General features: G+C 72.1%; 17 protein-coding genes and 1 pseudogene. 7 read left to right on the forward strand and 11 right to left on the reverse strand.

Annotated features, from left to right (window positions below):
* Positions 1 to 7: 7 nt before the first annotated feature.
* Positions 8 to 1006, reverse strand: a complete 999-nt coding sequence (locus ACFVYL_RS31210) for a hypothetical protein (RefSeq protein ID WP_389721896.1) — start codon at positions 1004 to 1006, stop codon at positions 8 to 10.
* 186 nt (positions 1007 to 1192) lie between these two features.
* Positions 1193 to 2167 (reverse strand): LysR family transcriptional regulator, encoded by a 975-nt coding sequence (locus ACFVYL_RS31215; protein WP_389721898.1) that lies wholly within the window; start codon positions 2165 to 2167, stop codon positions 1193 to 1195.
* A gap of 220 nt (positions 2168 to 2387) precedes the next feature.
* Here ACFVYL_RS31215 and snpA point away from each other — a divergent pair, with 220 nt between their 5' ends.
* Positions 2388 to 3068 carry a snapalysin gene (snpA, locus tag ACFVYL_RS31220; protein ID WP_389721900.1) on the forward strand — a complete coding sequence of 227 codons (681 nt, stop codon included), beginning with the start codon at positions 2388 to 2390 and terminating at the stop codon, positions 3066 to 3068.
* 151 nt (positions 3069 to 3219) lie between these two features.
* Here snpA and ACFVYL_RS31225 read toward each other — a convergent pair whose 3' ends face one another.
* From ACFVYL_RS31225 to ACFVYL_RS31235, 3 genes are all read right to left on the reverse strand, one after another.
* On the reverse strand, positions 3220 to 5229 hold the full coding sequence (locus tag ACFVYL_RS31225; RefSeq protein WP_389721902.1) for an FUSC family protein: 2010 nt from the start codon (positions 5227 to 5229) through the stop codon (positions 3220 to 3222).
* 44 nt (positions 5230 to 5273) lie between these two features.
* Positions 5274 to 6290: an endonuclease/exonuclease/phosphatase family protein gene (locus tag ACFVYL_RS31230; RefSeq protein WP_389721904.1), complete on the reverse strand. Its 1017-nt coding sequence runs from the start codon at positions 6288 to 6290 to the stop codon at positions 5274 to 5276.
* 63 nt (positions 6291 to 6353) lie between these two features.
* The gene (locus tag ACFVYL_RS31235; RefSeq protein ID WP_389721906.1) at positions 6354 to 7325 is read right to left on the reverse strand and encodes a hypothetical protein; all 972 of its coding nucleotides are present in this window, start codon (positions 7323 to 7325) and stop codon (positions 6354 to 6356) included.
* 143 nt (positions 7326 to 7468) lie between these two features.
* Here ACFVYL_RS31235 and ACFVYL_RS31240 point away from each other — a divergent pair, with 143 nt between their 5' ends.
* Positions 7469 to 7885, forward strand: coding sequence for an SH3 domain-containing protein (locus ACFVYL_RS31240; protein WP_389721908.1), 417 nt, complete (start codon positions 7469 to 7471; stop codon positions 7883 to 7885).
* Positions 7886 to 8019: 134 nt separating this feature from the next.
* Positions 8020 to 8412, forward strand: a complete 393-nt coding sequence (locus ACFVYL_RS31245) for a hypothetical protein (RefSeq protein ID WP_389721910.1) — start codon at positions 8020 to 8022, stop codon at positions 8410 to 8412.
* Here the strand turns inward: ACFVYL_RS31245 and ACFVYL_RS31250 are convergent.
* Together ACFVYL_RS31250 and ACFVYL_RS31255 are read right to left on the reverse strand one after the other, a co-directional pair.
* On the reverse strand, positions 8397 to 9827 hold the full coding sequence (locus ACFVYL_RS31250; RefSeq protein WP_389721971.1) for an MFS transporter: 1431 nt from the start codon (positions 9825 to 9827) through the stop codon (positions 8397 to 8399). The two genes, ACFVYL_RS31245 and ACFVYL_RS31250, sit on opposite strands and share 16 nt — an antisense overlap.
* A gap of 83 nt (positions 9828 to 9910) precedes the next feature.
* Positions 9911 to 11212 (reverse strand): SGNH/GDSL hydrolase family protein, encoded by a 1302-nt coding sequence (locus ACFVYL_RS31255; protein WP_389721912.1) that lies wholly within the window; start codon positions 11210 to 11212, stop codon positions 9911 to 9913.
* 154 nt (positions 11213 to 11366) lie between these two features.
* On the opposite strand from ACFVYL_RS31255, the gene ACFVYL_RS31260 reads away from it, so the two are divergent.
* Positions 11367 to 12275 (forward strand): LysR family transcriptional regulator, encoded by a 909-nt coding sequence (locus tag ACFVYL_RS31260; protein ID WP_389721914.1) that lies wholly within the window; start codon positions 11367 to 11369, stop codon positions 12273 to 12275.
* A 73-nt stretch (positions 12276 to 12348) separates the two neighbouring features.
* On the opposite strand, the gene ACFVYL_RS31265 is transcribed toward ACFVYL_RS31260, so the two are convergent.
* Complete coding sequence (locus ACFVYL_RS31265; protein ID WP_389721916.1) at positions 12349 to 12798, reverse strand: hypothetical protein; 450 nt, start codon at positions 12796 to 12798, stop codon at positions 12349 to 12351.
* 132 nt (positions 12799 to 12930) lie between these two features.
* Here ACFVYL_RS31265 and ACFVYL_RS31270 point away from each other — a divergent pair, with 132 nt between their 5' ends.
* The 3 genes and pseudogenes from ACFVYL_RS31270 (at position 12931) to ACFVYL_RS31280 (ending at position 14035) form a co-directional block, all read left to right on the forward strand.
* Positions 12931 to 13779, forward strand: a complete 849-nt coding sequence (locus ACFVYL_RS31270; protein WP_389721918.1) for a helix-turn-helix domain-containing protein — start codon at positions 12931 to 12933, stop codon at positions 13777 to 13779.
* Positions 13757 to 13804, forward strand: a pseudogene (locus ACFVYL_RS31275) (hypothetical protein); the annotation flags it as partial. The gene ACFVYL_RS31270 and the pseudogene ACFVYL_RS31275, both read left to right, overlap by 23 nt.
* Positions 13805 to 13840: 36 nt before the next feature.
* Positions 13841 to 14035, forward strand: coding sequence for a DUF397 domain-containing protein (locus ACFVYL_RS31280; protein ID WP_389721973.1), 195 nt, complete (start codon positions 13841 to 13843; stop codon positions 14033 to 14035).
* Here ACFVYL_RS31280 and ACFVYL_RS31285 read toward each other — a convergent pair.
* The 3 genes from ACFVYL_RS31285 to ACFVYL_RS31295 all read right to left on the reverse strand — a co-directional run bounded on the left by ACFVYL_RS31285 (position 14004) and on the right by ACFVYL_RS31295 (position 16762).
* Positions 14004 to 14939 carry an SGNH/GDSL hydrolase family protein gene (locus ACFVYL_RS31285; RefSeq protein WP_389721920.1) on the reverse strand — a complete coding sequence of 312 codons (936 nt, stop codon included), beginning with the start codon at positions 14937 to 14939 and terminating at the stop codon, positions 14004 to 14006. The two genes, ACFVYL_RS31280 and ACFVYL_RS31285, sit on opposite strands and share 32 nt — an antisense overlap.
* A gap of 88 nt (positions 14940 to 15027) precedes the next feature.
* The gene (locus ACFVYL_RS31290) at positions 15028 to 16188 is read right to left on the reverse strand and encodes an abortive phage infection protein (protein ID WP_389721922.1); all 1161 of its coding nucleotides are present in this window, start codon (positions 16186 to 16188) and stop codon (positions 15028 to 15030) included.
* Positions 16189 to 16396: 208 nt separating this feature from the next.
* The gene (locus tag ACFVYL_RS31295) at positions 16397 to 16762 is read right to left on the reverse strand and encodes a PH domain-containing protein (protein ID WP_389721924.1); all 366 of its coding nucleotides are present in this window, start codon (positions 16760 to 16762) and stop codon (positions 16397 to 16399) included.
* Positions 16763 to 16823: the final 61 nt, after the last annotated feature.

Consider the following 16823-nt stretch of genomic DNA (forward strand, 5'->3'; position numbering starts at 1 on the left):
GCGTCCGTCAGCCGTTCTGCTTGCGGCGGTAGAGCGCGAAGCCGAGGCCCGCCGCGCCGACGGCCGCCATGCCGCCGCCCGCCGCGATCAGCGGGGCGTCGTCGGAGGCGGGCGTGACGCCGTCGGCGCCTGCCTTGACGCCGCCCCTCGGGACGGTCCGGTCCCCGTTGCGGTGCGTCTCGTGCTGGGGCTGCGGCTTCGTGCCGTTGTGGTGCGTGCCGCCGCCGTGGGTCTTGCCGTCGACCCAGCCCTTCATGGTGCCGTCGGGGTTGAGCACGAAGTGGGCGCCGTTGTGCTGGCCGTACGCCGCCTTGCTGCCCGCCTGCTTCAGGGTGTCCCAGACGGTCTTCTTGCCGCTGTCGGGAGCCTTGGCGATCATGTCGGCCTCGTAGCCGCCCTTGACCTTGTAGACCTTGGCGTCGAAGCCGGTGCCGCCGAGGTTCTTGTACTCGCGGACGAGGGTGCGCTTGTGGTCAGGCTGCGGCTGCGGCTTCGGCGGGGTGGGCTTGGCCTGCATGGTGACGGCGCCGCTGGGCGTGAGGGTGAAGGTGTTGCCGTCGATCTTCGTGCTCGTGGACTTCTCGTACGCGGTGAGGGAGCCCTTGGCCTCGCCGTTCAGGGAGATGGCGGCCTTGGCGGTACGGGCGGAGGCGTTGACGTCGACCTTCGCGGACCAGCCCTTGCCGAGGTCGGTCGTGCCCTTGGACTCCCAGCCGCCGGGGACCGGCTTGTCCTTGTCCTTGTCCTTGTCCTGACCGGTCTCGTCCTTGCCCGTCTCGTCCTTCTGACCGGTCTCGTCCTTCTTGCCGGTGTCGTCCTGGCCCTGGTCGTGGCCCTGGCCCTGGTCCTGGTCCTGGTCCTTGCTCGTCTGGTCGTCCTGCGCGACCTGGCCGTGCGGCGTCGGCGTCGCGTCCGCGGCGAACGCCGCCGTGGTCGGGACGGCGAGCGCGGCGATGGCTCCGGTGGCGATGGCGGCGGTACGGAAGGTACGGCGAGTGGCGCGCATGTGGTGACTTCCCTCGTGGCTACAGATCGAGCTGTCCGTTTTTGTGCCCCTTTGCGGTGGCGACAGACATGAAGTTACGGGCGCGATGTGTGCGTCATCCGTAGGAAAGGTAACAAGTGGCCTCAGGGTGTGACCCAGTACCGTAAAACGGTTAAAAGTGCAGGTCGGAGGGGGTGCGGCCGAAGGTCATCGGCTGGCCGGGACCAACGTCCCGCCCGCGCTTCCCCGGGTGTCGCCGGACCGCAGCAGCCACTCCCTGTAGGCGGTCGCCTGGCGCGCGGCCTCCCAGTACGCGGCCTCCAGCTCGCCGTAGACCGCGTCGAGCTCCTCCTCCGTGCGGGCCACCAGCATGAGGCGCACGCCGAGGGGGTCGCCGTACAGGGGGCGTACGGCCATGTCGGTCCTGCCGCGCGAGGTCGGCTGGCAGAGCGCGACGACCTCGCCGGTGGCGACGAGGGACGCCGCGGTGAGGTAATCGCCGTGCAGGACACGGGGGTTGAGCCCGGCCGAGGTCAGGACGCGGCGCAGGCCGTCCCACTCGCCGTCGACCGTGGGGTCCACCATCCAGCGGTCGTCCGCCAGATCGGAGAGGCGTACGACGGGCCGGTCCGCCGCGGGGTGGTCCGCGGCGAGGGAGACGAACTGCGGCTCCCGGTCGAGCAGCACGCGTCTTCGCAGGGCCTCCGGCATGCGCAGCGGGCAGCCCTCGACCTCGTGCACGAAGGCGATGTCGAGCTGGCCGGCCGCCACCATGCGCAGCAGCGCGTTCGCGGACACGTCCATCTGGAGCGACATCTCGGTCCCCGGCAGGCGCGACCGGAGCCTGCGCAGCCAGCCCGGTATGGCGCGGCTCGCGGTGGAGCCGATGCGCAGCTGCGGGCCCTCGGCGGCGCGGGCGGCGGCCGCCCTGGTCTCCGCGACCAGCGCCCGCATCTCCGTGACGAGGGGGCGGGCGCGGCTGAGCACGACCCGGCCGAGCTGGGTGGGGCGGCAGCCGGTGCGCTCGCGGGAGAAGAGCTGGCCGCCGAGCGCGTGCTCGATGCGCCGCAGCTGGGTCGTCAACGACGGCTGGCTCATGCCGAGCTGGCGCGCCGCCTTGTGCAGGCTGCCGGTGTCGGCGATGGCGCACAGCGCGCGGAGGTGCCTGACGTCGAGCTCCATGGCCGTGAGCGTAGAGCCGGTACGGCCGTCGCACCAGACGCTCAAACCCCATGAGAACCGGCCGTTCTGGGCAGGCCGGGACCGGGTGATAGGGCCGTGCTATCGCGAGTTGCCATCATTCCCACGCGCCCCACGCTCCCCGACACTCACCGGTACCGAACCGTTCACCTTTCATCGACCGCCCCACGCGGCCGTGGAACGAGTAGGGAGCCCCCCACACATGAACAAGCGTTACCTGTCCGTCGCCGCCGTCCTCGGCCTCGCCGTCACCGGACTCGGCGCGACCTCGGCCTCGGCGTCGACCGCCACGCACGACATGGCGTCGGCCACGGCCACCACGTCCTCGTACTCCCCGTCATCCCCGTACCAGGGCTCGGCCGCGGAGGCCAAGAACAACAAGGCGTTCTTCGAGGCCGTCGTGAAGGCGGTCGCCGAGAAGCGCGCGGCCAACCCCGGCGCGAAGTCCGTGACCGTCGTCTACGACGCGTCCGGAGCCCCCACCTTCGCCCAGCAGATAGCCAGCTCCGCGTCGATCTGGAACGGCGCGGTCTCCAACGTCAAGCTCCAAGCGGGTACGTCGGGCGCGAGCTTCGAGTACCGCGAGGGCAATGACCCGCGCGGCTCGTACGCCAGCTCCGACGGGCACGGCAATGGTTATGTCTTCCTGGACTACGCGCAGAACAAGGAGTACGACTCGACGCGGGTCACCGCGCATGAGACCGGGCACGTGCTGGGGCTGCCGGACACGTATGACGGGCCGTGCAGTCAGCTGATGTCGGGTGGTGGGCCCGGTCCTTCCTGCACGAACTCCCAGCCGGATTCCGCTGAGCGGGCGCAGGTGGAGCAGTTGTGGGCCAATGGGCTCGCCAAGGCGCTGCACAAGGTGAACGCGGGGCGCTGAGCGCGGGCTGTAGCGGGATTCAGGGGTGTGGGGAGCTGCGGGCCGGTTGTGGCTGGTCGCGCAGTTCCCCGCGCCCCTATTTTGCGCAGTTCCCCGCGCCCCTTTTTTTGCGCAGTTCCCCGCGCCCCTTTTTGCGCGGTTCCCCGCGCCCCTAGCTGGTCCTCGGGGATGCCAGTGCTCTTGCCGCGTTGACCTCTTGGCGCAGGGGTTCCAGGACGCCGGCCTCGTTGTCGGTTCTGAAGTTCGTCCGGCCCTTTTCGAGGTGGACCGACGTGCGCAGGCGGGTCGCCAGGGCGTGGAGTTCCTGGGCGACTTCGGCCACCTCGTCCTCTGCGGGAGCCTCCGCTCCGTGCTTGATGCGGACCCTGGCCGCCGTCGTGGCGTCCAGGATGCGTTCCACGGCCACGACCAGCGGCCACCAGGCCGCCGCGCGCGTGCCGGTGGGCGGGGGCTCGGTCAGGGCGCGCTGGAACTCGGAGCGGATGGCGGACAGGTCGCGGTAGAGACCGCGGCGCATGCGGGCGCGGGCGGCGGGGTCGCCGTCGGCGCCGAACGCGCACTCCACGTACCGCGCCGTGTCCGCGACCGCGTCGGCGAGGCGGTCGCCGATCCGGGTGCCCCAGCTCTCCGGCCAGAGCAGGTACCCGGCGACGAGCGCGATGCCGCAGCCGATCAGGCTGTCCACGAGACGCGGCACGACGAGGCCGAGCCCTTGGTGGTTGAGGATGTCGGAGAGCAGCAGGATGACCGGGGTGATCGCCGCCGTCTGGTAGCCGTAGCCGCGGGTGGTGAGGGCCGGGATGAGCGGGGCGAGCAGCATCATCACCGGCACGTCCCACCAGCCGTGCGGTACTTCGGCGAGGACCGCGGCGGCCACGACCAGGCCCGCGGCGGTGCCGAGCGCGCGCAGGACCGCGCGGGAGAAGACCGAGCCGAAGTCGGGCTTGAGGACGAACGTGACGGTGAGCGCCACCCAGTACGACCGGGGGACGTCGACGAGCGAGACCAGGGCCTGGGCGATGCCGATGCAGAGTGCGAGGCGCAGGCCGTAGCGCCAGGAGGTGCTGGAGAGGACGACGTTGCGGGCGGCGCGCCGGGCGCGGACCCGGAGGGCCGCCGGTCGGCCGAGGCGGTCCTCGGTCTCGATGACGCCGAGCGGGTCGGGGTCCTCCAGGGTCTCCGCCGCGTGCAGGACGGCGTGGTCGAGGGCGCGGGTGGCGTGGTCCTGGGCCTCGGGGATCCGGGCCGCGGCGCGCGCGGCGCCGGGTCCGCCCCCGGCGGCGTGCGCGGTCCCGCCCCGCTCCACCGCCGCCGCCAGCGCGCGGACCGCGTCCGGCACCTCCGCCGGAAGGCGTACGCAGGCGTGCCGGGCGGCCTGGTCGGCGGCGGGGGCCGCTTCGATGACCGGGGTGAGGGCATTCAACTGGGCGACGAGGCGGACCAGTTCGGGGTTGCGGCCGTGGTCGCGGGTGCGCCGGGCGAGGACGAGGTCGTAGCTCTGGTTCAGGGCGGCCGTCACGGCGGTGCGCGCCTCGCCGTACGCGTCCGTGCCCGCCGCGTCGAGCAGCGCGGCCACCGAGCGGTAGGAGGCGGCGACCGCGGCGCGTTCGGGGACGCCGGAGCGCAGCGGCCAAGCGAGCAGGGCGAGCGCGAGGACGAGGAGCCCGCCGCCGGTCATCAGGAGCGGGGCGAGCCACCACTGCCCCGGCATGGGCAGCCCCGCGCCGACCACGGAGTTGAGCAGCAGGAGCAACCCGGACACCGAGGCGACGGCGCCGATTGTCGACATCATCCCGGAGACGAGCGCGACGAGGGTGACCGCGCCGACCGCGACCCAGCCGTGCCCGAAGACGAGCGAGCCCAGGGTGACGCCGAGGGCGCCGAAGAGCTGCGGCACGGCGATGTTGAAGATCCGCATCCGGTAGGCGTCGGCGGTGTCGCCGATGACTCCGGAGAGGGCGCCCATGGAGGCGAGCGCTCCGTAGGAGGGCTGTCCGGCGAGGATGCCGAGGGCGAGGGGGAGGGCCATCGCCACGGAGGCGCGGGCCACGGCCGCCCAGGGGATGGGCGCGGACTGCGGCTTGAGGGACCTGACCAGCCAGTCGGGTGGGGCGAGCGGGCTCAGTGAGACCGGACGGGACGGGCGGGGCTCTCGGGGCATGCGCCCATTATCGGCGCTTTATGTGACGTGTCCTGGTCGGTGGATCAACGCTCCGTTTCGGCTTCGTGGAGGATCAGGGTGACGGCGAGCGCCCGGTGGTCGGTGTTGCCGATGTCCAGGAAACGGGCGTCGCGCGCCGCGAAGTCCGGCGTGGCGAGGACGTGGTCGATCTGCGCGCCGAGCGGCGCGGGCGCGGCGGCGGGCCAGCTCGGGGCGCGCGAGGTCCCGGCGAGCCGGGCGGCGTCGCGCATCCCCGTGTCCAGGACGGAGCGGAAGGCGGCGTGGTCCTGGGTGGCGTTGAAGTCCCCGGCGACGATGGTGGGCGCCCCGTCCCCGGCGGCGGCGTAGTCCCGCAGCTCCCGCATCTCCGAGCGCCACAGGCCGACCCCGCGGGGCACCGGAGGCATGGGGTGCGCCAGCTGGATCCGGACCTCGTGTCCCCGTACGTCGGCCACGGCGCCCGGCATGCCGAGCGTGCCGTCGATGCCGGGCGCGCTCTTCAGCGCCACCTTGGCGAGGATGACCGAGCCCTCGGCGCCGGACGCCTCGACGGACTCGCGGTAGGGGTAGTCGGCGCGGGGCAGCTCCTTGCGGAGCAGCGCGGAGCACGCGAAGTCGCACTCCTCGACGAACAGCAGGTCGGGCCGCTCCTTGCGGACGGCCCGGATCAAGCCCTCGGTGCCGCCGCCGAATTCGACGTTCGACGTCAGGACGCGCAGCTCGGCGACGGCGGGCCCGTCCGGTGCGTCGGTGTTCCCGTAGGGGTCCGTGTACCAGGCGAGGAGGCCGAGCACGACGACGCTCCACAGCATCCCGATCCGCCACCGGCCGAGCACGGCGAGCAGCAGGGCGGCGCCCGCGGGCACGAGGAGCCAGGGCAGGAAGGCGAGCACCTGCGGGACGGGCGTGAACCCGTCGGAGTCGGCGATCCGGAACCCGAGGACGGCGCTGACCCCGGCAAGCAGCAGCCCGGCACCCCACGCGGCGGCCCGGCTCACCCGCCGCCGCTCGCCCCCGCCCGCCTCGTCCTCGGCGTCACGGATGACCGTCGTGGTGTCCAAGGGGCCGGCCTTTCGTCGAGGGTCGTGCTGCGCGCGTCTGGTTCCTGCTGCGCGCATCCTCCCTCAGACAGGACGGGTCTCGGCGGGGCCCGGTTCACGACCCCGGGCGAAACGCCGGCGCAGCCGGGGAAAGAGCCAGGTGCCGAGGGCGATGACGAGGGTCGCCGCGACGATGATCCAGGCCGTCGTCCGCACCGTCTGGGTCAGTGCGTCGTAGACCGCGCCCGCCGCGTCGCGCGAGAGGTCGGACGGCAGGTCGTCGAGGGTGACGGCGCGGCCGGTCGCGACGGCGGCGAGGAGGACGGCGGCGCCGAGCGCCATGCCGAGCGCGGTGGCGACGACCGCCCGGCGCCGACGGGCCGCGAGCAGGACACCGGCGACGGCGAGCACGGCCGCCGCCACCGCGGGCCAGGCACCGGCCACCTGCAGCGCGTGGAAGCTCCGCCACAGCCAGCCGAGGTCCTTGGACTGCAGGACCGTGACCTCGGTGTGCTGCACCGGGATCTTCGAAGCGAACGGCACGCCGTCGTCCTGCAGTTGCTGTTTGATCTGCTGGGTGATGGGGGCGAGGTCGATGGTGACCTCGCCGCTGTCGTCGTGGTTCAGCTCCGACTGCACCGCGTCGTGCGCCGCGCGGTTCGCCGCGTTCCAGGCCGTCTTGAACGCCGCCGTCTCGGTGAACGACCGCACCGCGTCGCGTACGAACGACTCGACCGTGCCCTGCAGCGGGCCCACGTCGATCTCCTTCATCACCGAGCCGGTGACCTCGTCCGCCACCGCCGTGCGCACCGCCGGGTCCGAGGCGAGCGGCGCCATCGTGGCGACGTAGCTGTCCCGGTCGCCGATCTCGAACTTCGCCCAGGCGGAGAGCGCGCCGACGGGGACAAGGAGGCAGGCCAGGACGAGGAGCACGGCGGACAGGACGGCTCGGACGCGGGACGTACGGGGGAGGGTGCGGGACGTATGGGGGACGGGGCTGGACGTACGGGGGACGGCGCGGGACGTACGAGGGACACGGCGGACGCTTTTCGGCACGAGACCAAGGCAAGGCCCCGGCCCCGCGGGGCGCGACCGGGGCGACTGCATATGGGGCAACGGCGCCGGGCCGGGGCGGCGGGCCCAAGTGGAGCGCTGGGCCGAACGGGTGTTTCCTGGATGAGGGGGCGAGGAGGTCGATCATGCGAATCGCTCTGAGCCCGGTGGCGGTGGCCGCCGCGGCGCTGCTGACCGCGGGAACCGCCACCGCGGCCACCGCCGCGACCACGGCGATCCCCGCGCACCACCACGACGACGTCATCTGGGGCACCGTCGTCTCCGGGCCCGACCTGAAGGTCAGGGACGAGCCGAGCACCCACGGCGAGATCCTCGCGAAGCTGCCGCCCGGCAGCCAGGACCGCGTCAAATGCGCCGTCTCCGGGATGACCGTGCGCGGCGACCCGCACTGGTACTGGCTGGAGGGCGTCCGCGGCTGGGTGAGCGCGGCCTACGTCGACACGGGCGGCCACCACGTGCCCGCCTGCCCGTCCGCGGACCCGTGCCCGCAGTGGCGCGACCGTGACTGCCACCAGGACCCGTGCGACCACCACAACCACTGACGGGCCGGGCCTGAACCCGGGCTCTGAACCCAGCCTCCGAGGGCCCTGAACCCAGCCCCCGAGCTCAGCTTCCGAGCCCGGCCCCCGAACACTGACGCCCCGCCGTGTCCCGTACGCCTACGGAAGGACTCGTCATGGCACACGCCGCACCCGTCTACACCGCCCCCGGCTCCCGGGCCACCGGCACGAGCGCCCTGTGGGCGGGCCTGCCCCTGCTCCTGGGCATCGTCTACGGCATCTGGACCTCCGGCATCCGGCGCGACGGCGGACCGATCACCACCGGCAACGTCATGTTCGGCGTCGTCACCGGTCTCCTCTTCGCCGCCGTCTTCTTCGTCCTGCACCGGATGGCGCCCGCACTCCCCCGCGAGGTGCGCGCCCTGTCCTGGATGGCGTTCACGGGCATCGCGTTCGGTTTCCTCTACAGCCTCACCGGCGCCAGCGTGCTGCGGTCGGTGGTGATGGCGCTCGTGGTGTCGGCCGCCGTGTTCGCGGTGATCTTCTACCGGTACTACACGACGGAGTGACCGGCGTGATGACCGGAGTGACCGGAGTGACCGGAGCGGTTCGCCGGGGCCCCGCGCCCCAAGGCGTACGCCACGAGCAGTGAACCCGCGAGGACGACGAGGGAGTTGACGAGGACGGCGGCCGTCACGCCGGAGAGCACGGCGTCGGGCGCCGTCCCCGTGCCCGTCCGGGCCGCGGCGACCGCGCTCATCACGGGGATGCCCAGCACGATGCCGACCTGCTGCGTCATCGTGGCGAGGCCGGTCGCGAGGCCCTGCTCGGCGTCGGGCAGGCCCGACGTGGCGGTGACCATGAAGCCGACGACGAGCAGCATGTTGCCGACACCGCCGACGAACGTGGCCGCCAGCAGCAGATACAGCCAGCCCCCCGACGTGCCGAGCGCGACCAGGGAGACCGTGGCGGCGGCCTGCACCACCCCGCCCCCGAGGATCGTGGCGCGCCCGCCGAAGCGGCCCACCGCGCGGCCGCCCAGCGTCCCGCCCACGACGGTGCCCGCCCCGAGGACGCCGAAGGCCAGGCCGGTGGAGAGAGCGGAGAAGCCGAGCACCTCCTGGAGGTAGAGCGTCAGGAGGAAGACCAGCGAGGTCTCGGTGGCGAAGGCGATCAGGCCCGCCGCGTTGCCCCAGACGACCGTGCGGCGCCGCATGATGCGCACCGGCACGAGCGGCGCGGCCGAACGCCGCTCCACGAACCGGAAGGCGACGAGCAGCACCGCGCCCGCCACCACGGCCATGAGGGCCACCGGGTCGGACCAGCCGCTCCCGCCCGCCCGCGTCAGACCGAGGGCGAGGGCGAGCAGTCCGCCGGTGACGGTGACCGCGCCGGGCAGGTCCAGACGGTGCCTGCAGACCAGGCGCGAGTCGCTGAGGAGGGACGGCGCGAGGGCGACGGCCGCGGCCGCGACGGGGACGTTGACGAAGAACGCCCAGCGCCAGGAGAGCAGTCCGGTGAGGAGCCCGCCGAGCACGGCGCCGGTGGTGAAACCGGCCGACATCAGCGCACCGTTCAGGCCGAGCGCCCGGTCGCGCAGCGGCCCCTCGCGGAACGCCGTGGTGAGCAGGGCGAGCCCCGCCGGGGTGACCGCCGCGGTCGCCAGGCCCTGCAGCACCCGGGCGGTGAGCAGGACCTCGGGCGTGGTGGCGAGGCCGCCCAGGGCCGAGGAGAGGCCGAGGAGCGCCATGCCGCCGATGAACAGCCGCTTGCGGCCGTAGAGATCGGCGATCCGGCCGAAGAGGAGCGTGCAGCCCGCCGCCGCCAGCGCGAACGCGGTGGCGATCCACTGGAGGTTCGCGAGGGAGAAGCCGAGTCCCTCGCCGACCGCGGGCAGGGCGACGTTCAGGACGGAGAAGTCCACGGCGACCATGAACTGGGAGCCGAGGAGCAGCGACAGGACGAGCTTCTGGCGCCGGGTCATGGCGGCCCCGGCCCCGGCGGCGACCGGGCGCGCGGCCGCCTCGACGCCGCGGACAGTGCGAACGGCGCCGGTGCCGGTGCTCGTCACAGCGTCTTCAGGTCCACCGCGCGGGCCATCGCCCGGTACCCGGCGTCGTTCGGGTGCAGGTGGTCGCCGCTGTCGTACGCGGGCGCGATCCGCTCCGGGTCCGCCGGGTCGGCGAGGGCCTTGTCGAAGTCGACGTACGCGTCGTACTCGCCGGACGTGCGCACCCAGCGGTTGAACGCGTCGCTCACGGCGGCCGAGTGCTTGCCGTAGTGGTCGGAGCCGCCGAGCGGGAGCAGCGTCGCGCCGACGACCCGGACACCCTTGGCGCGGGCCTGACGTATCAACTCCCGGTGGCCGTTGATGAGTTCGCGGGCGCTCACGACCGGGGCGGGCTTGTAGGTGGGCTTGTCGGTCTCGCTGAAGCCGATGTCGTTGACGCCTTGGAGGACGACGACCGTGCCGGCGCCGGGCAGGTTCAGGGCGTCCCGCGTGAACCGGTGGGCGCTCTTCTCGCCGTACCAGGCCGAGTCGTTGAGGACGAGGTTGCCGCCGATGCCGGAGTTGAGGACGGGCCGCTGGTCGCCCGCTGCGGCGAGGCGTTCGGCGAGGGCGTCGGACCAGCGCCGGTCGCGGTCGGTGGAGGAGGCGAAGCCGTCGGTGATCGAATCGCCGAAGAGGACGACGCCGTCGCGCTTCGCGGGCTTGCCGGACCCGGTTCCCACGTCCACGCCCGACAGGTAGTACCAGGACTCGGTCGACTCGCGGAAGGCCCGGCCGCCGGTGTCGGCGGTGTGGTCGCCCACGGCGCGGTAGCTGGTCGCGAAGGACTGGGCGTGGAAGGTGGCGGGGCCCGTGGTGCCCGCGAGGTGCAGGGTGACCGTCACGGACTCGAAGGCGTCGAGGTCCAGCCCGGCGGCGTCGCTGGAGAGCTGCCCGTGGGCGGGGATGCTGACGGCCCGCTCGCCCCCGAAGGTGAGCCGCCGGACGGACCCTTCCTGAACTGAGGCCGAGGCCGAGGCGTCCCGCTTCGTACGGGCGATGGTGGCGCCCGCGATCCGCAGCGGCGAGGTCCCGTACGCGTTGGAGAGCCGGATGCGCGCTCTGTCGCCGCCCTCCGTGACGCGGACGACCTGGCGCAGGGTCTGCCCGTCGAAGCCCGCCTCCGACCAGTTGGGCTTGAACCCGGTGCTGGGGCGCTGCGGGGCGGCGGCCCAGGCCGCGGTCCAGGCGGCGGCCCCCTTCCCGCCTTCGTGGCGGTCGGGGGAGGCCTGGGCGCCGGTGACGGCGAGACCGGCGGTCAGGGCGAGGGCGGTGGCGGCGGCGGTGGCGACGAGGGTCGTGCGGGCACGCGAAATCATCGGGATCTCCGGGTGGTTGAGAGGTCGGGTGTCCGGTCCGGCGGTCGCCGTCCTGACTCCTCAAAGATCCGCCGATCGCGACCGCCCATCAACGGCGATCTGTGGAACGATCAACACGCGCACGCTTATCGATGCAGGTCACAGGGGGTATGTGGTGGAACGGCAAGAGCTGGAGACCTTCTTGACCCTGGCCGAGGAGCTGCATTTCGGCCGCACCGCCGAGCGCCTGCTCCTCTCCCAGGCCCGGGTCAGCCAGACGCTGAAGAAGCTGGAGCGCAAGATCGGCGCCCCGCTCTTCGAGCGCACCAGCCGGGTGGTGCGGATATCCCCGCTGGGCCGCCAGTTGTACGAGGATCTGGCGCCGCTGCACGTGCGCATGGAGGCGGCCGTGGCGCGCGCCAAGGACACGGCGCGGGGCGTCGGGGGCGAGCTGAACGTCGGCTTCCTCGGCTCGGGCGCGGGCACCCTGACGGGCCCGATCCTGGCGACGTTCCGGGAGCGTCTCCCGGGGGTCGAGGTGCGGATGCGGGAGACCCAGTACCAGGATCCGCTGGGCGCGCTGCGCGGCGGCGAGATCGACCTGCTCTTCACGTGCCTGCCGGTGCGGGAGCCCGACCTGACGGTCGGCCCGGTCGTCATCAGGGAACCGCGCCTGCTCGCGGTGCCGGTAGGCCACCCGCTCGCCGGTCGGACCTCCGTCTGTCTGGAGGACCTGGCGGGCGAGACGTTCTTCGGCCTGGTGAACGGCGCGCCCGCGTACTGGTGGGACTCCCACGTGCCGCGGCGCACGCCGTCCGGCCGGGAGATACGGCGGGGCCCGTCCGTCGCGTCCTTCCAGGAACTGATGACCATGGTCGCCACGGGCCGGGGAATCTCCCCCGTCCTGGCCTCGGTCGAGAAGTACTACGCCCGCCCCGACGTCATCTTCCTCCCCCTGACCGACGCCGCCACGGCCGAAGTGGCCCTGCTCCACCGCACGACACCACTCACCCCCCAGGCGGCGGCCTTCATCCAGGCGGTCCACGACACGCTGAAGGCGAACGGCGGCCCAGCGGAGTACTGACCCCCCGGGGGCCTCCCAGGGGGTCGGGGTCGGTGAACTGCGCGACCAGGAACCAGCCGTGGCCCGCCCTCGGTCAGGGCCCGGCGATGTCGGAGCGGTCGTTGCACAGCGCCCAGATGACGAAGACGCCGATGGCGATCGAGATGAGCGCCCAGACGGGCGTGTACGGCAGCCACAGGAACTGCGCCACGATGGCCAGCGCGGCAAGCGCGACCCCGCTGCCCTTCGCCCAGCCCGCACCCTTGAGGATGCCCCAGCCGACGACGGCCACGAGGATGCCGAGGATCAGGTGGATCCAGCCCCACGTCGTGAGGTTGAACTTGTACACGTAGTCGCCGATGCGCTCGTACACGTCGTCCTTGGCGATGCCCGCGATGCCCTCGAAGATGCCGAGGATGCCGTTCACCAGCATCAGCACACCGGCGAACATCGTCCCGCCGGATGCCCAGACGCTGTCCGCCTTCGTACCGTGGTGATCCGGCTTCCCGTGGTCCGGCTTGCCGGGAGCTGCTGCGCTGCTCATGGCCACACCTTTGTCTAGCGGTCAGGGATACACAGCCTCCGGCGGCGTTGGCGGGGCGGCGAGCGGGCGTGGGCCGAACGGGTTGTGTGATTCAGGCCACCCGAGCGGAGTCGGTTGGTTACGCTGGGCTACATGGTAAAAGCGCGGGATCTCGACCCGAGTGCGTCGCCCCTCGATTACTACGGCTCCGAACTGCGCCGCCTGCGCGAGGCGGCGGGCCTGAGCCAGCCCCAGTTGGGCTCCTGTGTCTTCGTCACGGGGTCACTCATCGGCCAGATCGAGACGACGAAGAGGGTGCCGACGAGGGACTTCTCCGAACGGGTGGACGCGGCGCTGGGCACGGACGGGGCGTTTTCGCGGTTGGTGGGGCTGGTGTTGCGGTCCCAGTTGCCGTCCTGGTTCCAGGCGTACGCGGAGATGGAGGCGCGGGCGAACTTCATCTCCACGTACCAGTGCCAGTTGGTGTACGGCTTGTTGCAGACGGAGCGGTACGCGCGAGCGGTGCTTGGCGTAGAGCACAGGGAACGGCTCGACGAGCTGGTGGCGGCACGGATGGAACGCCAGCGGATTCTGAGCCGGGACAACCCGCCCGCGCTCCTCGTCGTGCTGGACGAGGCGGCGCTGTACCGGCAGATCGGCGGTCCGGCTGTCATGCGCGAGCAACTGTCCCGCTTGTTGGAGTTCCGCGACAGCCCTTGGCTGCATCTGCAAGTGCTGCCGTTCTCCGTGGGGCAGCATGCGGCGGTAATGGGGTCGTTCACTCTGCTGCGCTTCGACGACGACCCTGACTTGTTCTACTCGGAGAGCTACGACTCAGGCCACATGACTGCCAACCCACGTGTGATCAGGGAGCGTTCGCTCGGTTACGCTCGCCTGCAAGGCACGGCCCTCTCGCGGGAGGACTCGGCCACGCTGATCGCTCGCGTGATGGAGGAACGGTATGGGGAGCAGCCAGAGCCTGACAGACGCGCGGTGGCGTAAGTCGTCGTACAGCGGCAGCAGTGGTGGTGAATGTATCGAATGCGCCCCCCTCAACGGCGCCATGTGGCGTAAGTCGTCGTACAGCGGCAACACCGGCGGTGAATGCATAGAGCTCGCCCAAACTCCCTGCACCGCCACCATCGCCCTCCGCGACAGCAAGAACCCCGAAGGCCCCACCTTCACCGTCACGGAGGCCGCCTTCACCCACTTCGTGACCGCCACCGTCAACGGAGATCTGCACGGATCCTCTCGGTGATCGCCGAGGCCATCCTCCGGATACCCGGCGAACGGACAGGACAGGGCCGGGACTTGGCCGTGGTCGGCGCCAAGCAGAAGTGCAGGTAGTCGTCCCCGCTCCGGTGCAACGCCGCCCGCCCCGTACGGCAGTACGCCGCGTGCGACCGCTCGTACGCCGTGCAGGGCAACGACTCGACCCACGTATAGCGGTCGGACGCGGGAGCGACCGACCGCCCCGCGTCGGCGACGAGGTCACCCGTGGCCTTGGCCTGCGCCTCGTAGAGGTCGTTGACGCCCCGTACGCGGTCCGGCGTGATCGGATCGGGCCCCTGAAGAACCCACACCACACGCGGCCCACTCGCCCCGCCCGCCCCGTGGATCTGCGAGGCGAGGCGCCGCGCGTCGGCCGCGTACCGGTCGTAGTACTTCTCGCGCTGCTTGTCGTACGTGATGCCGTCCATGCAGGGCGTGTAGCCCCACGCGTTGCCCCAGAACTGCAGGACGACGTAGTCGGGCCGCTCGGCGAGTACGAGGGCGGCGGCCTTGTCCTTGTCGGGGACGAGGGAGTCCTCGCCGGTGCCGTCGAGGTAGTCGCAGAGGGTGGTGCCGGAGTAGGGCGCGCTGCGGTAGCGGGCGCCGAGGCGGTCGCGGAGGTCGGCGCCCAGGACGTCCTGGTTCTCCATGGCGAGGGAGTCGCCGAGGTAGAGCACCTTGGGGGCCTTGGCCCGGTCGACGTTCTCGGCGGCGCGCCGCCGCGTCGTGGAGGACGGACCGGGGGAGGCGGAGGGGTCGGGCGGCGCCGCGCTGTGCGGGGCGTCCGGGAGGTCGGCCGGTGCCGCGTCCCCGGAGCCGGGGTCCCCGCAGGCGCCCAGGGTCAGCAGCCCGGCGAGCACCCCCGCACTCCACAGATTCCGCTTGCGCATGCGGCAACTCCCGCCCCAGACAGCCGAAATGGCCACCAGGCAAGCACACCCGCGCGGACGACGGAAGACATCTGTCCGCCAAGTCGGGTCAGGGGCGGGCGGCCCGTTCGAAGTGGCGGGCGAGCGCGCGGTAGGACTCCTTCGGCTCCCAGTGCCAGCCGGCCGCCGGGTCGTCGGGCCGTTTCCAGAGGGTCTTGGTGATGCTGTAGCCGGCCATGTCGAGGTCGTGGCGCGGGTCCTCGGGGCGGTGCGGGGCGTCCGGGGTGACGAAGTCGTAGACGAGGGCGGCGTGCAGGTTCATGGACTCGAAGACGTCGAAGACGTCGAGGAGGTACGCGGCCTGGGTGCGCTCGCTGCGCTTGAGGTCGCCGGTGATCTCCGGCGGTTCCTTGGTGTAGTCGACGGCCTCGTGCCAGCCCATGCCACCGTCCTTGGGCGCTCCGGCGTACGTGCAGGAGCCGCACTCGGTGATCGCCACGGGCTTGCCCCACCGCTTGTAGGGGGTGAGTTCCTTGACGTAGGCGGCCCGAGTGCGGTGGTACGCGTAGTAGTTGACGCTGACGACGTCGAAGAGGGACCAGTCGACGTCGTCGTCCTGGGCGGCGCCGTAGGTGAGGGGGCCGCGGAAGACGGAACGTCCGGTCTTCGCGGCGCGCGCGATGAACTCGCGCAGCCGCCGGACCATCTTCTCCGGGTCGAAGTTGCCCTTGAGGAGGTTTTCGACGCGCTCCAGGGCGTTGTCGCCCGGCACGATCCCGGGGACGAACAGCACGAACTCGGCGCCCACGCTGAGGTGGACGTCCGCGCCGTGGCGCCGCATGCGCTCCGCGTGGCGCCCGGTCTCGGCGAGGTGGTCGAGGATGTCGCGGTGCGGGACGTCGGCGAGCCGGGGCTGCAGCCAGACGTTCAGGCCGCGCTCGGCGGCCTCGGAGGCGGTCGCGGCGAGCCGGTCGACGCCCGTGCCGAACACGGAGACGGTGTTGGCGTGCAGGTCGTGCCGGATGGCGCGCAGGTCGCCGCGCATCCGGGCGGCGTTCCAACCGGTCGCGGCCGACTCCCCGTCCCCGACCTCGTAACCGACCCCTCGGTGGGCGAGCCCGCGCCGCCCCCGCGCGACGGCGGGAGCGGCGCCCCCCACGGCGCCGAGCGCCCCCAGGGCCCCCGCCCCCAGGACCCTCGCCCCCAGGACCCCCGCTCCCGCCCCCGCCAGAAACCGCGCCCTGCTGATGCCGCCGCCGCTCTGCCGCATGCCGCCACCTTCCCGTCGCCTCGCCTCGCCGCCTGCCGCCGGGGCAGACGCCCCACGGCATGACCGTCAGCATCGTGCGGGCAGGGGCGCGGGCTCATCGGCCTTTGGTCGAGGTGGCGGCGTCTTTGGTATGAACGGGCGGCCCGGGGGACCGACTTACGTCGATGTGGCGGGTCGTCCGGCGGCCGCTGGACCCGTCAGAAGGACCCTAGCGGGCGACGAACTGCGTCAGGATCGCCTGCACTTCGTAGATGTCGACGCCCTTCGTGAACGTCTTCTGCATCGGCGTCGGGTTGCTGGAGATCCAGATCTTCAGCTCCGCGTCGAGGTCGAAGTGCCCGGCCGTCTCGACCGCGAAGTGCGTGATGCTGCGGTACGGGATCGAGTGGTACTCGACCTTCTTGCCGGTGATGCCCTGCTTGTCGACCATGATCAGCCGACGGTCGGTGAACAGCATGGTGTCGCGTATCAGCGTGTACGCGGCGTGCACCTGCTCACCGTGCCCGAGCAGGCGCGCGTACTCGTTCTGCGCCTTCGTCGGGTCGACGGTGTGCGCGTTGCCGAACAGTGCCATTTCAGTCCCCCTGTGGATGAGTGCCGCCCGTGTCCCGCCGCACGGGTGCCTCATGGGTGAA

This window comes from Streptomyces sp. NPDC058308, from assembly GCF_042880275.1.
Taxonomy (GTDB): domain Bacteria; phylum Actinomycetota; class Actinomycetes; order Streptomycetales; family Streptomycetaceae; genus Streptomyces.